Raw genomic sequence first — 18,209 nt, 5'->3', positions numbered from 1 at the left:
GAGTGACTGATGAATTACATCATTCCGCCCATTCCACCCATACCGCCCATATCTTGAGGCATTGGTGATTCTGGTGCCGGTCTGTTAGCAACGACTGCTTCTGTTGTTAAGAAGAGCGCTGCGACTGATGCAGCATTTTGTAATGCCGAACGCGTCACTTTAGTAGGATCAACAATTCCTAATTCTACCATGTTACCCCATTCGCCATTTGCCGCATTGTAACCAATTCCTGCAGCTTCTTTTTTCAAACGTTCAACAATTACTGCACCTTCAACGCCAGCATTTAAAGCAATTTGTCTCACTGGTTCTTCTAACGCACGGAGTACAATATTAATACCTGTCTGTACATCACCAGTTTCTTCTAATGCCGCAACATCGTTGTACACATTAACCAACGCTGTACCACCACCGGCAACAATACCTTCTTCAACTGCTGCACGTGTAGAGTTCAATGCATCTTCAATACGTAATTTACGCTCTTTTAACTCAGTTTCTGTAGCAGCCCCAACTTTAATAACTGCAACACCACCACCAAGTTTAGCTAAACGTTCTTGTAATTTTTCACGATCAAATTCAGAAGTAGATGCTTCTAATTGTGCTTTTATTTGTCCGATACGTGATTCAATATTAAGCGCTTGTCCAGCACCTTCGACAATTGTTGTATTTTCTTTCGTTACATTGACACGACTTGCTGTTCCTAACTGATCAAGTTCCGTATCTTTTAATTCTAATCCTAACTCATCAGTGATCATTGTCGCTCCCGTGATGATTGCAATATCTTGCAACATTTCTTTACGACGATCACCAAAGCCAGGTGCTTTAACAGCAACAACATTAAATGTACCACGTAATTTGTTTAATACTAATGTTGCTAACGCTTCACCTTCAACATCTTCAGCGATAATTAATAGTGCGCGTCCTTGCTCAACAACTTGTTGCAAGACAGGTAAAATCTCTTGAATGTTGTTGATTTTTTTATCAGTCACCAATATATATGGATTTTCTAATTCAGCAATCATTTTTTCTTGGTCTGTTGACATATACGGTGATAAATAACCGCGGTCAAATTGCATACCTTCAACCACATCTAATTCTGTTTTAAAACCTTTTGATTCTTCTAAAGTGATAACACCGTCGTTACCCACTCGTTCCATTGCTTCTGCGACTAATTCACCAATTTCTTGGCTTCCCGCTGAAACGGCAGCAACTTGTGCAATTGATTGTTTCCCTGTAATCGTTGTTGAAATACGTTGTAATGCTTCAACTGCTGCTGCAGTTGCTTTTTCCATTCCTTCGCGAATACCTACTGGGTTAGCACCCGAAGTGACGTTTTTTAATCCTTCTTGAATCAATGCTTGCGCTAATACTGTTGCAGTTGTTGTACCATCACCGGCAACGTCGTTTGTTTTGCTTGCTACCTCAGACACAAGTTTTGCACCCATATTTTCAAAAGCATCTTCTAACTCAATTTCTTTGGCGATTGTTACACCATCATTTGTAATTAAAGGTGAACCAAAGGCTTTTTCTAAAACAACGTTTCGTCCTTTAGGTCCTAAAGTTACTTTAACTGCATTAGCTAATTGATCAACCCCACGCAACATTGACGCACGTGCGTCTTCACTGAATTTCAAATCTTTTGCCATTATAAGTTCCTCCTCTATTCGTTCTTTATTCTATTCAACAATTGCTAAAATATCATCTTCACGTAAAATTAAATATTCTTTGTCATCGTATTTTACTTCTGTTCCCGAATATTTCGAAAACACAATACGGTCACCTACTTTTGTTTCTAATGTTGTTTTAGTTCCATTTTCTAAGATACGACCTGCTCCTGTTGCAACAACGATGCCTTCAGAGGGTTTCTCTTTAGCAGAATCTGGCAGCACAATACCACCTATCATTTTTTGCTCAGTTTCAATAATTTCAATCACTACGCGATCGCCTAATGGTTTTAACATACTAACAACCTCCTCAGATAGTAGAATTTTTTAGCACTCGTTACTCTCAAGTGCTAATCACAACTATTATAATAGACAATTTTGGTCAAATTTGCAAGTTATACGGATATTTATTTTAGTTGCTGATTTGTCATATTATCGCTACAATGATACTAGCAATAAAAACAGAAGACAAAGGAGTTATCAGGTTATGAATAAAAGATATTGGTGGATACTTGCAGTGTATCTCATCATACAGATTACTTCATCTTTAGGCGTTTTCTGTGTTATGGTAATGAAACAGTTTCGCCCTGTATCAGATCAACAAGCGAACGTAATTATCTCTAACTGGTCTATTGGTATTTTTATCATCGGTGCCTTCATTGTATTACTCTTGTTACGAAATGCACCTTCAACAACTTATATTGATCGCCAACCTAAAATGGCTTGGACTAAAAGTATTTGGTTTATTATCGGTGGTGTCTTTGTCGCTTTCATAACACAGGCAATCACATCCACGATTACAGCTATCATCAATGGAGGGCTCGAACAATCGGAAAACACAGCTAACTTAATGGGCGTGCTATTTGAAAATCCCTTGTTCATCGTTTTAATTGTTTTTGTTGCCCCATTTTTGGAAGAAATTATTTTCCGAAAAGTTATTTTTGGTGCACTGACTAACAAAATGCCTGTCGCTTCAGCTGCGCTTGTCAGCGCCGTGATTTTTGCAGTCATACACTTCGACTTTTCTTATTTACTTGTGTACACTGGAATGGGACTCGTATTTGCTTATTTCTACTATAAAACCAAACGTATCTATGTTTCATATGCTATTCATATGTTGATGAATGCGGTTGTTGCGCTAGCAGGATCTTTACAAAACTAACAAATTAATAGAATGGAGTTTTATTATGCAGTCTGTCCGTGGACAAATTATCTTTAACCTCTTGTTTGGTGTTATTTTTACATATTTAGCCATTCGCCCTGTTTCCGAGAATGGATGGACAATTTATCCCATCCTATTGATCTCATTTGCGGCTATCGATTTTATTCGAGTTGTTAACTTAGTGATGTTAACTCGCAAAAATAAAGATGATCAAAAATAAAAATAAAAACCAGCTTGATTTGCTACTAGCAAAATCAACTGGTTTTTTCTTTTACTTAATTTTTATTTAATAACAGTGCATTGATTTTTCTCAAGACACTACTAACTTTTTCAGTTCTCGCCTACAAAACCGCCTGTTAAGACTAATTTTCCGACCATTTGACTTTTTTCTAACAAAGCATGCGCTTCCTTCAAAGATTTAGCATTGATACCATTTGTCATTTCCTGTGTTAAGGTTGACGTCAATTCACCACTATCTAAACGCTCAGCAATAAAGGCTAATATCTCTCCTTGTGTTTCCATTTTGTAACTGTAGTTCGCTTTAGCAAACATAAATTCCCAATCAAAACTAGCTGATTTATTTTTCAATACATTCATATTCAATGTATCTGTCGCTTCAACGATTGATGCAATATGTCCAAATGGTGCAATGAGTGCTGCAGCTTCATCAAAATAACGCTCGGTTGAATGTAAAATAATAATCGCTTCTAATGATTCATGTCCAAGTTTTTGTAGCTGTTCTGTCATGTTATCATGGTAATCAATCACTGCATCAGCACCATTTTTTTTCACCCAATCATTGTTTTTGGGGCTGCAGGTCGCAATTACTTCTATCCCTGCCCATTTTGCTAATTGTATTGCGATTGATCCTACGCCACCTGCACCGTTAATTACCAATAACGTTTGACCACTATTCGCATTAGCTTCTGCTACAAAACCGATTTTTTCAAACAGCAACTCATAGGCTGTCAAAGCGGTCAATGGCATAGCTGCTGCTTCGGCTGTAGAGATATTATGTGGTGCTTTGCTTGCTAAGCGCTGATCCACTAGTTGATACGCGGCATTACTGCCTTGACGTTGTGCTGAACCTGCATAATAAATACGATCGCCAACAGCAAATTTTGTTACGTCCTCTCCAACTGACACAACTTCTCCGACTGCATCAAAACCTAATATGCGAGCTTCAGTTAAAGCAGCAGTATTTTGACGTAATTTTGTATCTACTGGATTGACAGAAACAGCAATTACTTCAGTTAAAACATCTTGACCACTTGCTACTGGAATCGTCAGTTCAAGATCAACTAAGCTCGTGCTTTCAGTAATCGGTAAACCTTGAAATAAACCTACGGCTTTCATTTTTTTTAACATGTACATTCCGCCTTTCTGAATAGCTATTCCCCTAAAGTATAAATGTTTTTCACTGATATACCAACTTAAACACAATAAAAACAGTCAGCTGACTGTTTCATCTATCTTCTCGTAAATACCTTATTACTCTGGATTGATACTATTTTTTAAATCACTTTCGTATGTTGTTTCATTTGCTTTGTTGACGCGTCGAACGCGACCTTTAATTGGGAAATCCTGTAACTTTTCAAGTACCATTTCACCTTTACTATTTAAAATCTCTACGAATGTAGATACATCTAAAATACTAATAACGCCGATATCTTCACCTGTCATGCCCTCTATCCCACACAAAGCACCAACTACATCACCCGCACGCATCTTCGTTTTCTTACCTGCATTAATATGTAATTTCATGATTTCATCTTTAAAATCATGGCCTTTTTCTTTTTTAATTTGCATTTTTGTTTCCTGTTTTTGTTCAAAAGCCGGCAACGATGCTTCAACTTGTTCCGTTGTAGGATGTGCTACCTTTTCAATCGTGCCTTCCATCGTTTCCATAATTGGCTCAAGGTAACGATAATCAGAAGAAGTTACAAACGATACAGCTTGCCCATGATTTTCAAATCGTGCAGTTCGACCAATTCGATGCACATAACTTTCAACGTTTTCTGGTAAATCAAAGTTTAACACGAGTGCAATATCAGCAATATCCAACCCACGTGATGCAACATCAGTTGCCACCAAGTAACGGAAATAACCATGTTTAAAATCGTTAATTACCGCTGTTCGATGACGTTGTTCCATCCCACCATGTAAAGTCGCGACTTCAACACCTAACTCAAATAGTGCATCTGCAATTTCTTCAACAGCCGCCTTTGTATTACAAAAGATAATACTACTTTCAGGATTCTCTACAACAATAACATCTTCTAATAATGCCACTTTATTATCATAATCAACTTCATAATAATGTTGTTGAATACGATCAATAATTTTATTTTCAGCTTTAACTTCAATAAATTGTGGTGCTTTCAAATAACTTTGTGATAACTTTTTGATTGCTGGCGGCATGGTTGCAGAAAATAATGCCATCGTGCGTTTATTTGGAATTGCTTTAATAATATTTTCTATTTGTTCAATGAATCCCATCGCCATCATTTCATCTGATTCATCGATTACAACGTTGGTAATCTTACTTAAGTCTATAGTACCTCTTGTTAAATGATCAATTAAACGCCCTGGTGTTGCAACCACTACGTGTGTTCTTTGTTTAAGATTTTTTTCTTGTTTTTCAAATGAACTACGTCCAAAAACTGCCTCCACTTTGATTCGTTTGTAACGACCAATATTAAAAATATCTTCTTGTATTTGTAAGGCAAGTTCACGCGTTGGTGTTAAAACCAATACCTGTGGCTTACGCTCTTCCCACTCAATTATTTCACACATAGGAATAGCAAACGCGGCTGTTTTACCACTACCTGTTTGTGACTTAACAATCAAATCCTTACCTTGCAATAGTTGCGGAATAACTTTCTCTTGAACGCTTGTTGGTTCTGTATATCCTAAAATGTTAATAGCTCTCACTATTTCTTCGCTTAAGTTAAATTTTTCAAATGAATTAGTACTCATAATTTCCTCCTGATACAGCAATCACGCTGTTAATTCTTCTCTTATTTATTGTAGCATAAAAACAACCTGCTTTTTCCTCACTATTTTAAACAGTTTATTTTATGCATCTTATTTCCTAGGAAATACATTTTGTTTCCCCATAAAAAAAAACAGACAAACGACCTAACATTTGTCTGCATTCTCTCGTTATTAAAAATTATTTTTCATCTGTAACAACCACAGTTTTTTCTAAGTCCACTTTTTCTAATGGAATAAGTTTTGTTTTGTGCTTGATTTTGTAGAAGAAATAGCAGAAAAGGAATAACGGTATACTCATATAAGTGACTAGTATCGCCTGAATATCCCATTTAGCAAAAGAAGCTAAATCTTGCCCTACAATAACTAAAATACATAAAACCAATGCTAATATGGGGCCTAATGGGAACCATTTAGCTTTGTATTTTAACTCATCTAATGAATGTCCTTGTAATTTATAAGCTCGTCGGAACCTGTAATGAGATACAGCGATACCAATCCACGCAATAAAACCAGTTAATCCACTTGCTGCTACTAAATATAAGTAAACTTGTGGTCCTAAAATGGATGTTAAAAGAGCTAAACCAGCAACAATACCTGTGAAAATAAGAGCATTCATTGGAATACCTCTTTTATTAACACGTCCCATACGACGAGGCGCTTGACCTGATTGCCCCATCGCCATCAACATACGTGTACTAGCGTACATACCTGAGTTACCTGCCGATAAAACTGACGTTAAAATAATCGCATTCATCACACCAGCTGCCATCGCTAATCCCGCATTTTTAAATATCAATGTAAAAGGACTCATTGCGACATTTGTTTCACTTCCGCCTAATAAATCAGGGCTTGTATAAGGAATAATCGCTGCAATAATTGCAATAGCTAAGATATAGAATAATAATATTCGCCAAAAAATCGTTTTGATAGCTTTAGGAATACTTTTTTCTGGTGTTTTTGATTCACCAGCTGTTATACCAATCAGTTCTGTTCCTTGGAACGAAAAACCTGCAATAACAAACATTGCTAGAATTGCTGGAACACCACCAACAAAAGGCGCTTCTTTATAAGTGAAATTAGATAAACCATAATAGTGCCCACCTAATATTCCAAAGATAGTTAAAATACCGATGATAATAAAAGCAATCACTGTTATGACTTTAATGATTGAAAACCAATATTCAGCTTCACCAAACGCTTTAACTGTTAATGCATTCAATGCAAAAATAATCAACAGAAAGAAAACGCTGAAGATCCAGCCAGGGATTTGCGGTACCCAAAAACGCATAATCAAAGCCGCTGTACTAACATCAACAGCCAATGTAATTGCCCAGTTAAACCAATAGTTCCAGCCCATTGCAAATCCAAAGGCTGGATCAACAAAACGGGTTGCATACGTGCTAAAAGAGCCTGATACTGGTAAATAAGTTGCCATTTCACCTAAGCTAGTCATCAGGAAAAAAACCATTAACCCAATACCAACATAAGCGACGAGTGCACCACCAGGACCTGCCGTTGAAATTGCTGAGCCACTCGCAACAAACAAACCTGTACCAATACTACCTCCGATGGCAATCATCGATAAATGACGCGTTTTCAGTTGGCGTTTTACACCCTGTGTCTTTACCGTATGATGTTCATCTAATGCCATAATTTTTCCACCTTTCGTTTACTTTTAATCCTTTTGAATTATAGAACATGTACAATGGTAGCTAAAAGAACGCCAACAACATAGGACATGCTAATATAGTAAATAAATGTATAAAGCTCTTTTTGCTTCAATAGTTTAAAACTTTCTAAACTAAATGTTGAAAAAGTAGTTAAACCACCAAAAAAACCAATAACAACTAACAATAATTGTGTTTCATCTGGTTTTTGCAAAAGGTATGCCGCCATCGCATAAGACCCTACCATATTAACGATAAAGGTTGCTAATGGAAAGATTCCTTTATATACAAAAGAGATTATTTGTGTCACGAGATATCGACATAAGGCACCTAAACCAGCGCCTAGACCAACAAGAAGAAAACTCATCCTTTTGTCCTCCTCTTATTTAGAAGTTTATGTACAAGATAATAAGCAAGTTGAATCATCAAAAAACTACCGATTAAACTTACTGAGAAATAACTTAGCGCGAGTACGATCTCTCCTGCTTTAAATAACCGTACAAAATCAATGCTGAATGCTGAAAAAGTTGTAAACGCACCGATAAATCCAGTGCCGATGGCCATAATGATCATTTTAGGTATTTTAGTTGCGATACTCATATATTCATTCACAATAACCAAAACAAAACAACCGAGTAGATTCACAATTAACGTCCCGTAAGGAAAACCATCGCTTTGAAATAACAAACCAATGCCATAACGTGACATTCCTCCAAGTGAACCAAATAAAAACATAAGCAAATAGCTCATTGTTCTCCTCCTTATACTCTTAAAAAATAAAAAAGATAGCCAGATATAATCTGGCTATCTTTAACTATGCGGCCAAGAGGACTTGAACCTCCACGCCCTAAACGGGCACCAGATCCTTAGTCTGACGCGTCTGCCAATTCCGCCATGGCCGCTTACACTTGCATTACTTATATTACCGTAATTAACTTTCGCTGTCAACAGCTTTTATGTATTTCTTCTTTTTTTATTCGATTTAACGTATATTATTTGCTTATTTATTCAAAAAAAAACAGTTACCTTTAAGCATAGTAACTGTTTAATACTAATTAAATCCAAATTTTCACAATTAAATATGCAAAAAACAAAGCGGAGATTACCCAAGTCATTTTGGATATTTGTTTAATTTTCCCTACAAATACTTTTACAAGTGGATACGCTACAAAACCAAAAGCTAATCCATCTGAAATACTCATAGAAAAAGCCATCATTACAATCATTAAGAACGCTGGGAACCATTCGCTCAAATCAACCAAATTGATAAAACGAATATTCTGCATCATTAAACAACCTGTGATGATAATGACTGGTGCTAAGGCAGAGCTTGGAATAAACGATAGTAATGGAATCATAAAAATAGCCGCTACAAAACAAATACCAACCGTTATGGCAGTGATTCCTGTACGTCCACCTTCTTGAATTCCCGTTGAACTTTCTGCAGCTGGAATAGTCGGACTTGTACCTAATAAACTTGAAAAGAGCATCACAATACCGTTAACACGAAAAGCCTTTTTAAAACGATGATTATCGATGCCAGGTAATATGCCATTAAATAATCCCATAGATTCAAAAATTAAAATCATCGCTAAAGAAAAAGTCCCTAATATAAAGCCACCTGATAAAAAGCCGCTAAAATCTAATTTCCCAACAATTTGAGGATAATCAGTAATTGCTTGTAACGAAAATAGACTCTTTTCTCGTGGAATAATATTGAATACATTCGTAATTACTGTTGTGATTAGTATTCCTATAAAGAAACTCCCTTGAATTCCTTTAAAAAAGAGAAATAATGTTAAAACCAAGGTAAACAAGGTCATTAATAATAACGGTGATGAAAAATCATTTAATTGCATAAAGGTATGATCACCTTTTACAATGACACTACCTTTCTCTAATCCGATTATAACTAAGAACAAACCAATTCCTGTTGTAATCGCATGTTTTAAACTTTCTGGCACTGCATCTGCTAATAAATTTGTTAATGGTGTATATGCAACAATTAAATAAATAACACTTGCAGAGAAACTTACAGCCAATGCCTCTTGCCAGCTCAGTTTCAATGAATAAACAAGCGTATATGTAAAAAACGAATTGACTCCCATCCCTGTCGTAATGACAATGGGTACTTTAGCAAATAAACCGATTGCAACACAACCGATAATCGAAATAATGATAGTACCAAATACACTGAGTTCTGGAGGAATTCCTGCTTCTGCTAAAATCATTGAGTTCACAATAATTACATAAGATATCGCAAAAAATGCTGTTAAACCAGCGAGTACTTCTTTTTTGTAATCGACCTTAATTGGATACTTTGAAAACATATGACACGCTCCTTGTATTTAAATTACAGCTGTTCAAATGCATCGCATCGTTGCTTACTATTTTAAGACAAAGCAAATAATAAACGTGTTATTATTCATGCGACCCATGAGTTATCTATAATTTAAGTTGTTCTATTATTTTTTGTTATTAGCTTAACATAGTTATGTAAGCGTAAAGCAATGCACTATTTATTTTAACACGTTTAGTACACAAATAGTTTTTATTAATTATATAAATAATTAAGCTATACTAATGCATGATTTCCAGACGATTCTTCATATCTTTAGAATACTTTTAAATTCACGCAAATAAAAAAGTCTCTATTATAAATAGAGACTTAAGAACTGGGGTGGCAGGGATCGAACCTACGCATGATGGAATCAAAATCCATTGCCTTACCGCTTGGCTACACCCCATAAACTGGCGGTCTGGACGGGACTCGAACCCGCGACCTCCTGCGTGACAGGCAGGCATTCTAACCAGCTGAACTACCAGACCGTTTAATAAGTTGTAAACTACTTTGTTACTTGTCACAAAACTACGTTTAAAAAAACTGGCGGTCTGGACGGGACTCGAACCCGCGACCTCCTGCGTGACAGGCAGGCATTCTAACCAGCTGAACTACCAGACCAATAAAAGTGACCCGTACGGGATTCGAACCCGTGATACCGCCGTGAAAGGGCGGTGTCTTAACCGCTTGACCAACGGGCCTAAATATAAATACGGAGAAAGAGGGATTTGAACCCTCGCGCCGCTTTCGCGACCTACACCCTTAGCAGGGGCGCCTCTTCAGCCACTTGAGTATTTCCCCTAAAAGAAGTTATCTCTTGACTACTCTTAGTATTATATAGGCTTTCTCCGACATCGTCAATAGTTTTTAAGAAACTATATTAATTTGTCTGAAAAAAGTTTCTCTAAACTAAAAAAGTGTCGTAGAAAACTTCAGTTGTTATTTGTCAGTTATTTTTTTCAATCTACCTTTACACTTACCACAAACATATTTTACAACATTAAGCTGTTTCTTACGATGATAAATAAAATGGCATGTTTGACATTCGTATTGATGATCATTCGCTGTTTCAATTCGTTTACAGAAACGGGTTCCTCCAACAGCTCTTAACATTGTTTTGAAATCAACATCACGGTGCTGGTATCCTTTTCCTTGAAGATGTAAATGATAATGACATAGCTCATGCTTCATTATTTTTTCAAAATATTCCTCACCATAGGCATCTAAATATTTATGGTTCATTTCAATAGCATGTGTCGCTAATAGATACCGACCGCCCGTTGTCTGCAGTCGTTTATTAAAACGCGCTTGGTGAACAAAAGGATGTCCGAAAAAAACTTCAGACACCCTTTCCATCCATTGTTGTAACTGTTCATCCGTCATTGTTATGCTTTAACACGCGGTTGAATCATCGATAAAGCAACACGTTGTTTGTTTGTATCAACGCTTACAACCCAAACGGTTACTATATCACCCACTGAGACTACTTTCATTGGGTCTTTTACAAATTTATCGCTGAGTTTAGAAACATGAACTAAACCGTCTTGTTTCACACCAATATCGATAAATGCACCAAAATCAACAACGTTCCTAACAGTGCCTTGTAATTCCATACCTTCTTTTAAATCAGTCATCGATAATACATCTTGGTGTAATAACGGCGCTTCCATATCGTCGCGTAAATCTCGACTCGGTGCTTTCATTGAAGCAATAACATCGGTTAATGTTGCAACACCAACACCTGTGCTTTCACTCAATGACTCAATATTAATATTCGCAATCCCTTTAACCAATTCTTCCGTACCTAAATCACTTGGTTTTAATTGTAATTGGGTTAAAATTTGTTTTGCAACATCGTATGATTCTGGGTGAATAGCAGTTTCATCCAACTTGTTCTTAGCGTCAGGAATACGTAAAAAACCAATACTTTGCTCATAAGATTTTGCGCCTAAACGTGGGACCTTTTTCAATTGTGCTCGACTTAAGAACGGGCCGTTTTCTTCACGATAACGACGGATATTTTGTGCGGTTGTTTTGTTAAGACCAGAGACGTATTGTAATAGTGCACTTGATGCCGTGTTGACATTAACACCTACTTGGTTAACTGCCGTTTCAACTACAAATGTTAGGGTATCTGATAATTCTTTTTGGGAAACATCATGTTGATATTGTCCAACTCCAACAGATTTAGGATCAATCTTAACCAATTCGGCTAATGGATCTTGTAAACGACGACCAATTGAAATTGCCGACCGTTTTTCAACTGTGAGATCAGGGAATTCTTCACGTGCCATTTCACTAGCAGAATAAACACTCGCACCCGCTTCATTCACAATAATATAGGCAACTGACAAATGATTATCTTTGATTAATTCAGATGTAAATTGTTCGGATTCACGTGACGCTGTCCCATTACCAATAGCAATAATTTCAACATCGTATTTCTTAATAAGATCCAACATTATTTTTTGCGCTTCTACCAATTTGTTTACTGGTTTATGGGGATAAATAACTGATGTTGTTACTGCCTTGCCTTGCTTATCCAGCACAGCTAATTTACATCCTGTACGATAGGCTGGATCTAATGCCAACACACATTTGTCTTTTAATGGCGATTGCAGCAATAATTTACGTAAATTTTGACCAAAAATATCAATCGCATGCGTCTCTGCATGCTCCGTTAATTCACTGCGTATTTCACGCTCTATCGCCGGTCCAATGAAACGTTTGTATGCATCTGTAATCGCGGCAATAATTGCAGCTTGGGCTACTGTCTCTTGTTTACGCATCACCTGCAAGGCAATGTAGCGTTGAACGGCTTCTTCATCAACCTCAAGGTTTACTTTTAAGACGTCTTCTTTCTCTCCACGGTTAAGCGCTAACACACGATGAGGAACGATTGATTTTACTGCCTCATCATAATCGTAGTACATTGCAAAGACTTCTTGCTCATCAACCGCTTTCTTTTTCTTAGTTGCTGTTAAACGACCACGATTATATGTCATCTCACGTATGAAGCTACGATAAACAGGATTGTCACTAATAACTTCTGCCAGAATTTCATGAGCACCTGCTAATGCTTCTTCACTTGAGTTGATTTCTTGTTCCGCATTGATATATTTTTCAGCTTCCGCTACTGCACTACCCGTTGTAGGCAATCCTAATAACCAATTTGACAACGGTTCTAAACCTTGTTCTTTAGCGATTGTTGCTTTCGTACGTTTCTTTATTTTATAAGGGCGGTATAAATCTTCAACAACTTGTTGTTTTGTCGCTTTTTCAATTGCTTGTTTTAACTCAGTTGTTAACTTACCCTGTTCCGCAATGGTTCGTAATACATCTTCTTTACGTTGCGATAACTTCACTAAATAGTTATAACGTTCTTCAATTGTACGGATTTGAACCTCGTCTAGTTCTCCTGTGGCTTCTTTACGATAACGTGCAATAAACGGAACAGTATTGCCTTCTTCTAGCAATTCTAAGGTTGTTTCAATTTGTTTTTTCCGCAGTGTTAATTCGCTGGTTAATTGTTGTATGATGATTGCATCCATTCGTTTAAAACCCCTTTATACTAATTTTTCCTTCGTCATAATTCAATTTTATCACACTCGCACGCCTTTTTAAAAAAAGATGAGTTATAAAAAAAAGACACCACGCACATAAATTGTGAGTACTGTCCTTTTATTCGTCATATTGCATTTTTAATAATGCGGCACGTAATTTCTTAATTGCTCCACGTTGTAATCGTGAGACGTGCATTTGTGATACTTCCATTTCTTCACCAGCTTCTTTTTGACTTTTATTATCAAAAAAAGTTAGTTGTAATACCATACGTTCACGGTCATTAAGGACAGGCATAGCCTTTTCAAGCAGCATGCGTTGTTCTATCATTTCATAACCATCTTCACCAACAACATCTAATAAACTCATTTGCGAACCATCATTATCTGTTTCAAAGGTATGATCCACAGATAATGCTTGATAACTTTGACCCATTTCCATTGCTTCTAGTACTTCTTCTTGTGTGTAGTCAATACTCTGAGCAATTTCTTGAATACTTGGAGAACGTTGAAGAGCAATCGTTAACTCTTCTACTGTATTTTTTATCTTTGGACCAAGTTCTTTTATTCGTCTTGGTACATGTACACTCCAGGTTTTATCACGCAAGTAACGTTTAATTTCACCAATAATTGTAGGGATTGCAAAAGATTCGAACTTACGATCAAATGAGGCATCAAAACGAGCAATTGCACCTAATAATCCCAAATAACCCACTTGAACTAAATCATTGTGATAGGATTGTTTTCCATTAGAGTATTTACGCGCCAAAGCTTCTACAAGACCAGAATAATGAAGAACCAACTTTGTTTTAGCCTCTTCGTCATTTGATTTTTGCACTTGTTGAATCCATTCATCTATTTGTTCCTTAGTCGGATCAGTTGCTTTTCCTCTGTGCACCATATATTGTAGTCACCTACTCTTTATCAAAGTATTTAATCATTTCGATTTCCACACCATTTTCTTCTTTAAGTACCACATCATCCATTAAGGCTTGAATCAAAAACAACCCCAAGCCACCCACTTCTAAAGTATCAGCAGTTACATCTGCTGTATAGGGTTTACGATCACTTGAAAGCTTTACACCATCTGCTGGAGTAACGCCTTCATCTTTAACACGTATTCCTAGCCGGTCTTCATAGCGTGAAAATATAATTTCAATAATGCCTTCTTCACTATTTTGATAAGCATGAGTGACTGCATTAGTAATTGCCTCACTAATAGCAATTTTCAAATCCTCGATGATTTCATAACTGAAACCACATTGATTAGCAATACTCGAAAGCGTTAAACGTCCTAAAGAAATATATTCGGATTTAGCAGGTATTTTCATTTCAATACAATCAATTTTTTTAATTGTCATCAGCACCGTCATCCTTTTCCTTTCGATTTATCGACATTATATTGTCTAGACCGGTAATTGTAAATAAGCGGTCTAGTCGCTTAGGTACTTCTTCAATTAACAACTGTCCATTTACCTTAACAAGACTTTTATAAATACCGACAAAAACTCCTAAGCCTGTACTATCCATATAAGTTACTTCACTCAAATTGACTCGTATTACAAAATTTTCAATCTCAGCAAACTTAGACATTTCAATTTCTAAACGAGGTGCCGTATTACCATCAATTTCACCCCTTAATGTGAAAATGGCTGTATTATCATTCGTTTCTTCGACACTTGTGTTTAAAACCATTTAATATCCCCCCTATTTTTAAGCTATACGTTTGATGATAATTAATGTGAAATCGTCATATAGTTTAAAATTTTGTAGCTCAACTAATTTTTTATACACATTATCAGCAATATCCTGTGCCGATAATTCATGGAACGAGTAGATTAACTCTTTTAATGTTTCACGTTCAATAAACCCGTCACCAATTCGTGTCTCTGTCACACCATCTGATAACACCACAATAAAATCACCTATACTAAGCGAACGCTGGTACTCATGATAAGTGACTTCTTCTTGAATACCTAACATTAATCCTTTGGCATATAGATCCTGGTATTCATTATCTAATGCGTTATACCAAAAACCAATTTCATGACCTGCAGACGAATAGGTAAACACTTTATTCGATTTATCATATACCCCTAAAAACATCGTAATAAACATATTATCTGAAATATTTTCTTCAACCACCTTGTTAAGGTAGGATAACATACCACTCACACTTACTACATCATCAGGAGCATTTTGCATACCATACTTAAGCATCGACATTGCTAGCGCTGCGGGTATCCCTTTACCTATCACATCCGCTAGACTGACAGTGATGGCTGTTTCATTTTCAAAAAAATGATAATAATCACCACTCATTTGGTTAGCAGGCTTATCACACACACCAACATCCAAATGTTCTTTACTTGGAATTTCTGTTTGTAACAATGATTTTTGGATTTTCCCAGCTTTTAAAATTTCTTTTTGCAGTTCTTCCTGTTGTTTTTTTATAATAAGATTCCGTCTATAATCCGCACCATAATTCACCATTACCGTCATCAATACCTCTAAAGACGACAATACAATATCCGGTAATTTTTCTGGAATCGTAAGAAGTGCGGTACGATGAATACCAACGATTTCTTCAGGTGAAACACCTTGTGAAATTGCTTCTTTACTCCACTTATTAATATTATATAAGTATTTTTCGTCCCCTTCTTTTATATACCCATTCAGAAATTTACTATAATCTTTCTCAAAACGGAAAGTCACAAATTTCACCCCTTAATTAACCATTTTGTCACGGTTACTTCCACCCCGTCTACCCCTAACTCTGTTGAAGCAATTTCAAACTCATCAAACCAGCGTCTAACGCTTAACATTTCTAGCCTTATACCATCTGTTTGATTTACTGCAATATTTTCAGACAGGAAATCTGCCATATTTTCTATGCCAGGCCCCTGATCTACTGCTATTATTTTAATTCCCATTCGTTTCTCCTCAATAATTCCTTCTATTGAAAAGACACCTGACTGAGCAACTGTATACATATTTTGACATATACCACTGGTAAAATTAATAATATATGCTTGTGTAACATAATCAAAACCGATTTTCTTACACACTTTTCTAACTTCTTGACGGACTTCGATTATGTCCCATTCACTATTTATTTCAAACTTCGATTTTATATGCATTACGTTCACCTGGCCTATAATATTTAGGGTGTTTTCTTTTATTAGTTTCAGTATATGCATAGAGCATAATACTATTATAGCCTATTTTGTTTCTATAAGTATGATAATCCACTTGACCTACTAAAAAGTAACCAGGCTTAAACTTATTTTCAGACTGTTATCTACTTCTTTCATCACCTTTTTATCAAGAACTGTTACACGGTCTGTTAACCTTTGTTTATCAATTGTACGAATTTGTTCTAACAAAATCACTGAATTTTTATTCAATCCTTTTTTGCTGCTTTTTACTTCGACATGGGTTAAAAGTTTTGCTTTTTGAATTTTAGCAGTAACAGCTGCAACAATAACGGTTGGACTGAACTTGTTGCCGATATCATTTTGGATAATCAACACTGGTCTAATTCCACCCTGTTCTGATCCTTTGACAGGAGATAAGTCTGCATAATAAATTTCACCTCTTCTAATCATTCTAGCATTCCTCCATTTGATGAAGCTGGTTATCGAAAAAACCTGCTTCCACATTTCAATTGTGTGATCGATTTTGATGTGTTCTTCGATGGTTTTTTAAATATAATAACGTGGAATGCGATCGCTTAGGAGACAAACGATTTCATAATTAATAGTGCCACTATAATCAGCAACATCATCAGTAGTAACTGACTCATTGTAACTTTCGCCAATAAAAGTAACTGTAGTATCTATCGGATAGTATTTTGGTAAACGAATCATACATTGGTCCATACAAACACGACCAATAATTTGACAACGTTGGCCTTCAATTAAAACAAAACTGCCTGAACGATCACGCAACCAACCATCCGCATAACCTATCGGAAGCGTGCCAATCCATTCGCCTGTTTCAGCTACTTTATATGTAGCACCGTAGCCAATCGATTGACCTTCTTCAACCCATTTAACTTGAGTTAATTTTGAAAAAAGTGCCAATGCAGGTTTTAATTGATAAGGTAGCATTGGTTTTATTTCCATAGATGGTGATAGACCATACATTGCAATACCTAGTCGAATGCAGCTAATTTCCAACTCCGGGTGCATGAGAGCAGCTGCGCTATTCGAACAATGGATATATTTAGGTTGTGTAATAAGGGCTGTCTTTAATACTTTAAATGTTTTTAACTGTTGTTTAAAATAAGTAGTATCCAGCTCATCCGCAGTAGCAAAATGCGTGAAAACACCCTCTAATTGTGCCGTTGGATGCTCAACAATATTTTTTTCAATTATTTTAATTTCTTCTTCATCTCGAAAGCCAATTCGTCCCATTCCAGAATCAATCACTAAATGTAAGTATAGGGGCAAGCTTTCAGCAATATGAGGTTTTACTAACTGCCAATATTCCAAATCACAAATAGGAATACTCAATGATTCTTTTTGTGCAATCGCAACATCTTCTGCGCGAATAGGCGCAAGAATTATTATAGGTTCATTTATCCCAGCTGCTCTCAACTCTAAAGCTTCATCAAGTAACGCCACGCAAAAACCAGTTGCTCCGCCAGCCTTCGCAGCTTTCGCAACCGCAACTGCACCATGGCCATAACCATTTGCTTTAACAACAGCAAAAACAGCAACATTTTCAGATAATATTTTTTTCTCGTTACTGATATTTTCCTCGATGTTTTTCAAATTGACTTCTATCCATGTATTACGATGTGTCCCTAACGTCATA

General features: G+C 36.4%; 19 protein-coding genes and 6 tRNA genes. 2 read left to right on the top strand and 23 right to left on the bottom strand.

Going from position 1 to position 18,209, the window contains the following annotated elements; translation table 11 throughout:
* Nucleotides 1–14 precede the first annotated feature (14 nt).
* Together groL and groES are read right to left on the bottom strand one after the other, a co-directional pair.
* Nucleotides 15–1,643, bottom strand: coding sequence for a chaperonin GroEL (gene groL, locus V6S17_RS03825; protein WP_029090536.1), 1,629 nt, complete (start codon nucleotides 1,641–1,643; stop codon nucleotides 15–17).
* Nucleotides 1,644–1,673: 30 nt separating this feature from the next.
* Nucleotides 1,674–1,958 (bottom strand): co-chaperone GroES, encoded by a 285-nt coding sequence (groES, locus tag V6S17_RS03820; RefSeq protein WP_029090537.1) that lies wholly within the window; start codon nucleotides 1,956–1,958, stop codon nucleotides 1,674–1,676.
* Nucleotides 1,959–2,148: 190 nt separating this feature from the next.
* Between groES and V6S17_RS03815 the strand changes: the two genes are divergently transcribed.
* Nucleotides 2,149–2,823: a CPBP family intramembrane glutamic endopeptidase gene (locus V6S17_RS03815; RefSeq protein ID WP_036042381.1), complete on the top strand. Its 675-nt coding sequence runs from the start codon at nucleotides 2,149–2,151 to the stop codon at nucleotides 2,821–2,823.
* Between the two features lie 25 nt (nucleotides 2,824–2,848).
* Nucleotides 2,849–3,043 (top strand): YdiK family protein, encoded by a 195-nt coding sequence (locus V6S17_RS03810; RefSeq protein WP_036026723.1) that lies wholly within the window; start codon nucleotides 2,849–2,851, stop codon nucleotides 3,041–3,043.
* Nucleotides 3,044–3,153: 110 nt separating this feature from the next.
* On the opposite strand, the gene V6S17_RS03805 is transcribed toward V6S17_RS03810, so the two are convergent.
* The 21 genes from V6S17_RS03805 to alr all read right to left on the bottom strand — a co-directional run bounded on the left by V6S17_RS03805 (nucleotide 3,154) and on the right by alr (nucleotide 18,208).
* Nucleotides 3,154–4,191, bottom strand: coding sequence for a zinc-binding alcohol dehydrogenase family protein (locus V6S17_RS03805; protein WP_244877095.1), 1,038 nt, complete (start codon nucleotides 4,189–4,191; stop codon nucleotides 3,154–3,156).
* 123 nt (nucleotides 4,192–4,314) lie between these two features.
* The gene (locus tag V6S17_RS03800) at nucleotides 4,315–5,802 is read right to left on the bottom strand and encodes a DEAD/DEAH box helicase (RefSeq protein WP_029090539.1); all 1,488 of its coding nucleotides are present in this window, start codon (nucleotides 5,800–5,802) and stop codon (nucleotides 4,315–4,317) included.
* A 196-nt stretch (nucleotides 5,803–5,998) separates the two neighbouring features.
* Complete coding sequence (locus V6S17_RS03795) at nucleotides 5,999–7,471, bottom strand: amino acid permease (protein ID WP_029090540.1); 1,473 nt, start codon at nucleotides 7,469–7,471, stop codon at nucleotides 5,999–6,001.
* A gap of 38 nt (nucleotides 7,472–7,509) precedes the next feature.
* On the bottom strand, nucleotides 7,510–7,854 hold the full coding sequence (locus V6S17_RS03790; RefSeq protein ID WP_029090541.1) for a fluoride efflux transporter FluC: 345 nt from the start codon (nucleotides 7,852–7,854) through the stop codon (nucleotides 7,510–7,512).
* The gene (locus tag V6S17_RS03785) at nucleotides 7,851–8,237 is read right to left on the bottom strand and encodes a fluoride efflux transporter FluC (protein WP_029090542.1); all 387 of its coding nucleotides are present in this window, start codon (nucleotides 8,235–8,237) and stop codon (nucleotides 7,851–7,853) included. Before V6S17_RS03785 ends, V6S17_RS03790 begins: the two co-directional genes overlap by 4 nt.
* A gap of 67 nt (nucleotides 8,238–8,304) precedes the next feature.
* Nucleotides 8,305–8,389, bottom strand: a tRNA-Leu gene (locus V6S17_RS03780).
* Between the two features lie 153 nt (nucleotides 8,390–8,542).
* Complete coding sequence (locus tag V6S17_RS03775) at nucleotides 8,543–9,817, bottom strand: NCS2 family permease (protein ID WP_029090543.1); 1,275 nt, start codon at nucleotides 9,815–9,817, stop codon at nucleotides 8,543–8,545.
* A 345-nt stretch (nucleotides 9,818–10,162) separates the two neighbouring features.
* Nucleotides 10,163–10,234 (bottom strand) — tRNA-Gln (locus V6S17_RS03770).
* Between the two features lie 5 nt (nucleotides 10,235–10,239).
* Nucleotides 10,240–10,316: transfer RNA gene (locus V6S17_RS03765), tRNA-Asp, on the bottom strand.
* A 56-nt stretch (nucleotides 10,317–10,372) separates the two neighbouring features.
* Nucleotides 10,373–10,449, bottom strand: a tRNA-Asp gene (locus V6S17_RS03760).
* Between the two features lie 8 nt (nucleotides 10,450–10,457).
* A tRNA-Glu gene (locus tag V6S17_RS03755) sits at nucleotides 10,458–10,529 on the bottom strand.
* Between the two features lie 12 nt (nucleotides 10,530–10,541).
* Nucleotides 10,542–10,629: transfer RNA gene (locus V6S17_RS03750), tRNA-Ser, on the bottom strand.
* 138 nt (nucleotides 10,630–10,767) lie between these two features.
* Nucleotides 10,768–11,211 (bottom strand): SprT family protein, encoded by a 444-nt coding sequence (locus V6S17_RS03745; protein ID WP_029090544.1) that lies wholly within the window; start codon nucleotides 11,209–11,211, stop codon nucleotides 10,768–10,770.
* Between the two features lie 2 nt (nucleotides 11,212–11,213).
* On the bottom strand, nucleotides 11,214–13,379 hold the full coding sequence (locus tag V6S17_RS03740; protein ID WP_029090545.1) for a Tex family protein: 2,166 nt from the start codon (nucleotides 13,377–13,379) through the stop codon (nucleotides 11,214–11,216).
* Nucleotides 13,380–13,509: 130 nt separating this feature from the next.
* Entirely contained in the window at nucleotides 13,510–14,289 is a 780-nt protein-coding gene (gene sigB / locus V6S17_RS03735) for an RNA polymerase sigma factor SigB (protein ID WP_029090546.1), read from the bottom strand.
* Nucleotides 14,290–14,302: 13 nt separating this feature from the next.
* Complete coding sequence (gene rsbW / locus V6S17_RS03730) at nucleotides 14,303–14,749, bottom strand: anti-sigma B factor RsbW (protein ID WP_036026725.1); 447 nt, start codon at nucleotides 14,747–14,749, stop codon at nucleotides 14,303–14,305.
* Nucleotides 14,739–15,083 (bottom strand): STAS domain-containing protein, encoded by a 345-nt coding sequence (locus V6S17_RS03725; RefSeq protein WP_029090548.1) that lies wholly within the window; start codon nucleotides 15,081–15,083, stop codon nucleotides 14,739–14,741. The genes rsbW and V6S17_RS03725 overlap by 11 nt, the downstream gene beginning before the upstream one ends.
* 18 nt (nucleotides 15,084–15,101) lie before the next feature.
* Nucleotides 15,102–16,103, bottom strand: coding sequence for a PP2C family protein-serine/threonine phosphatase (locus V6S17_RS03720; RefSeq protein WP_029090549.1), 1,002 nt, complete (start codon nucleotides 16,101–16,103; stop codon nucleotides 15,102–15,104).
* A 5-nt stretch (nucleotides 16,104–16,108) separates the two neighbouring features.
* On the bottom strand, nucleotides 16,109–16,528 hold the full coding sequence (locus tag V6S17_RS03715) for a hypothetical protein (RefSeq protein WP_029090550.1): 420 nt from the start codon (nucleotides 16,526–16,528) through the stop codon (nucleotides 16,109–16,111).
* A gap of 120 nt (nucleotides 16,529–16,648) precedes the next feature.
* On the bottom strand, nucleotides 16,649–16,996 hold the full coding sequence (locus V6S17_RS03710) for a type II toxin-antitoxin system PemK/MazF family toxin (protein WP_029090551.1): 348 nt from the start codon (nucleotides 16,994–16,996) through the stop codon (nucleotides 16,649–16,651).
* Nucleotides 16,997–17,092: 96 nt separating this feature from the next.
* On the bottom strand, nucleotides 17,093–18,208 hold the full coding sequence (gene alr / locus V6S17_RS03705) for an alanine racemase (protein ID WP_029090552.1): 1,116 nt from the start codon (nucleotides 18,206–18,208) through the stop codon (nucleotides 17,093–17,095).
* Between the last annotated feature and the right edge of the window lies 1 nt (nucleotide 18,209).

The organism is Brochothrix thermosphacta DSM 20171 = FSL F6-1036, from assembly GCF_036884295.1.
Lineage (GTDB): Bacteria > Bacillota > Bacilli > Lactobacillales > Listeriaceae > Brochothrix > Brochothrix thermosphacta.
This window is presented reverse-complemented; position numbering and strand designations above follow the sequence as displayed.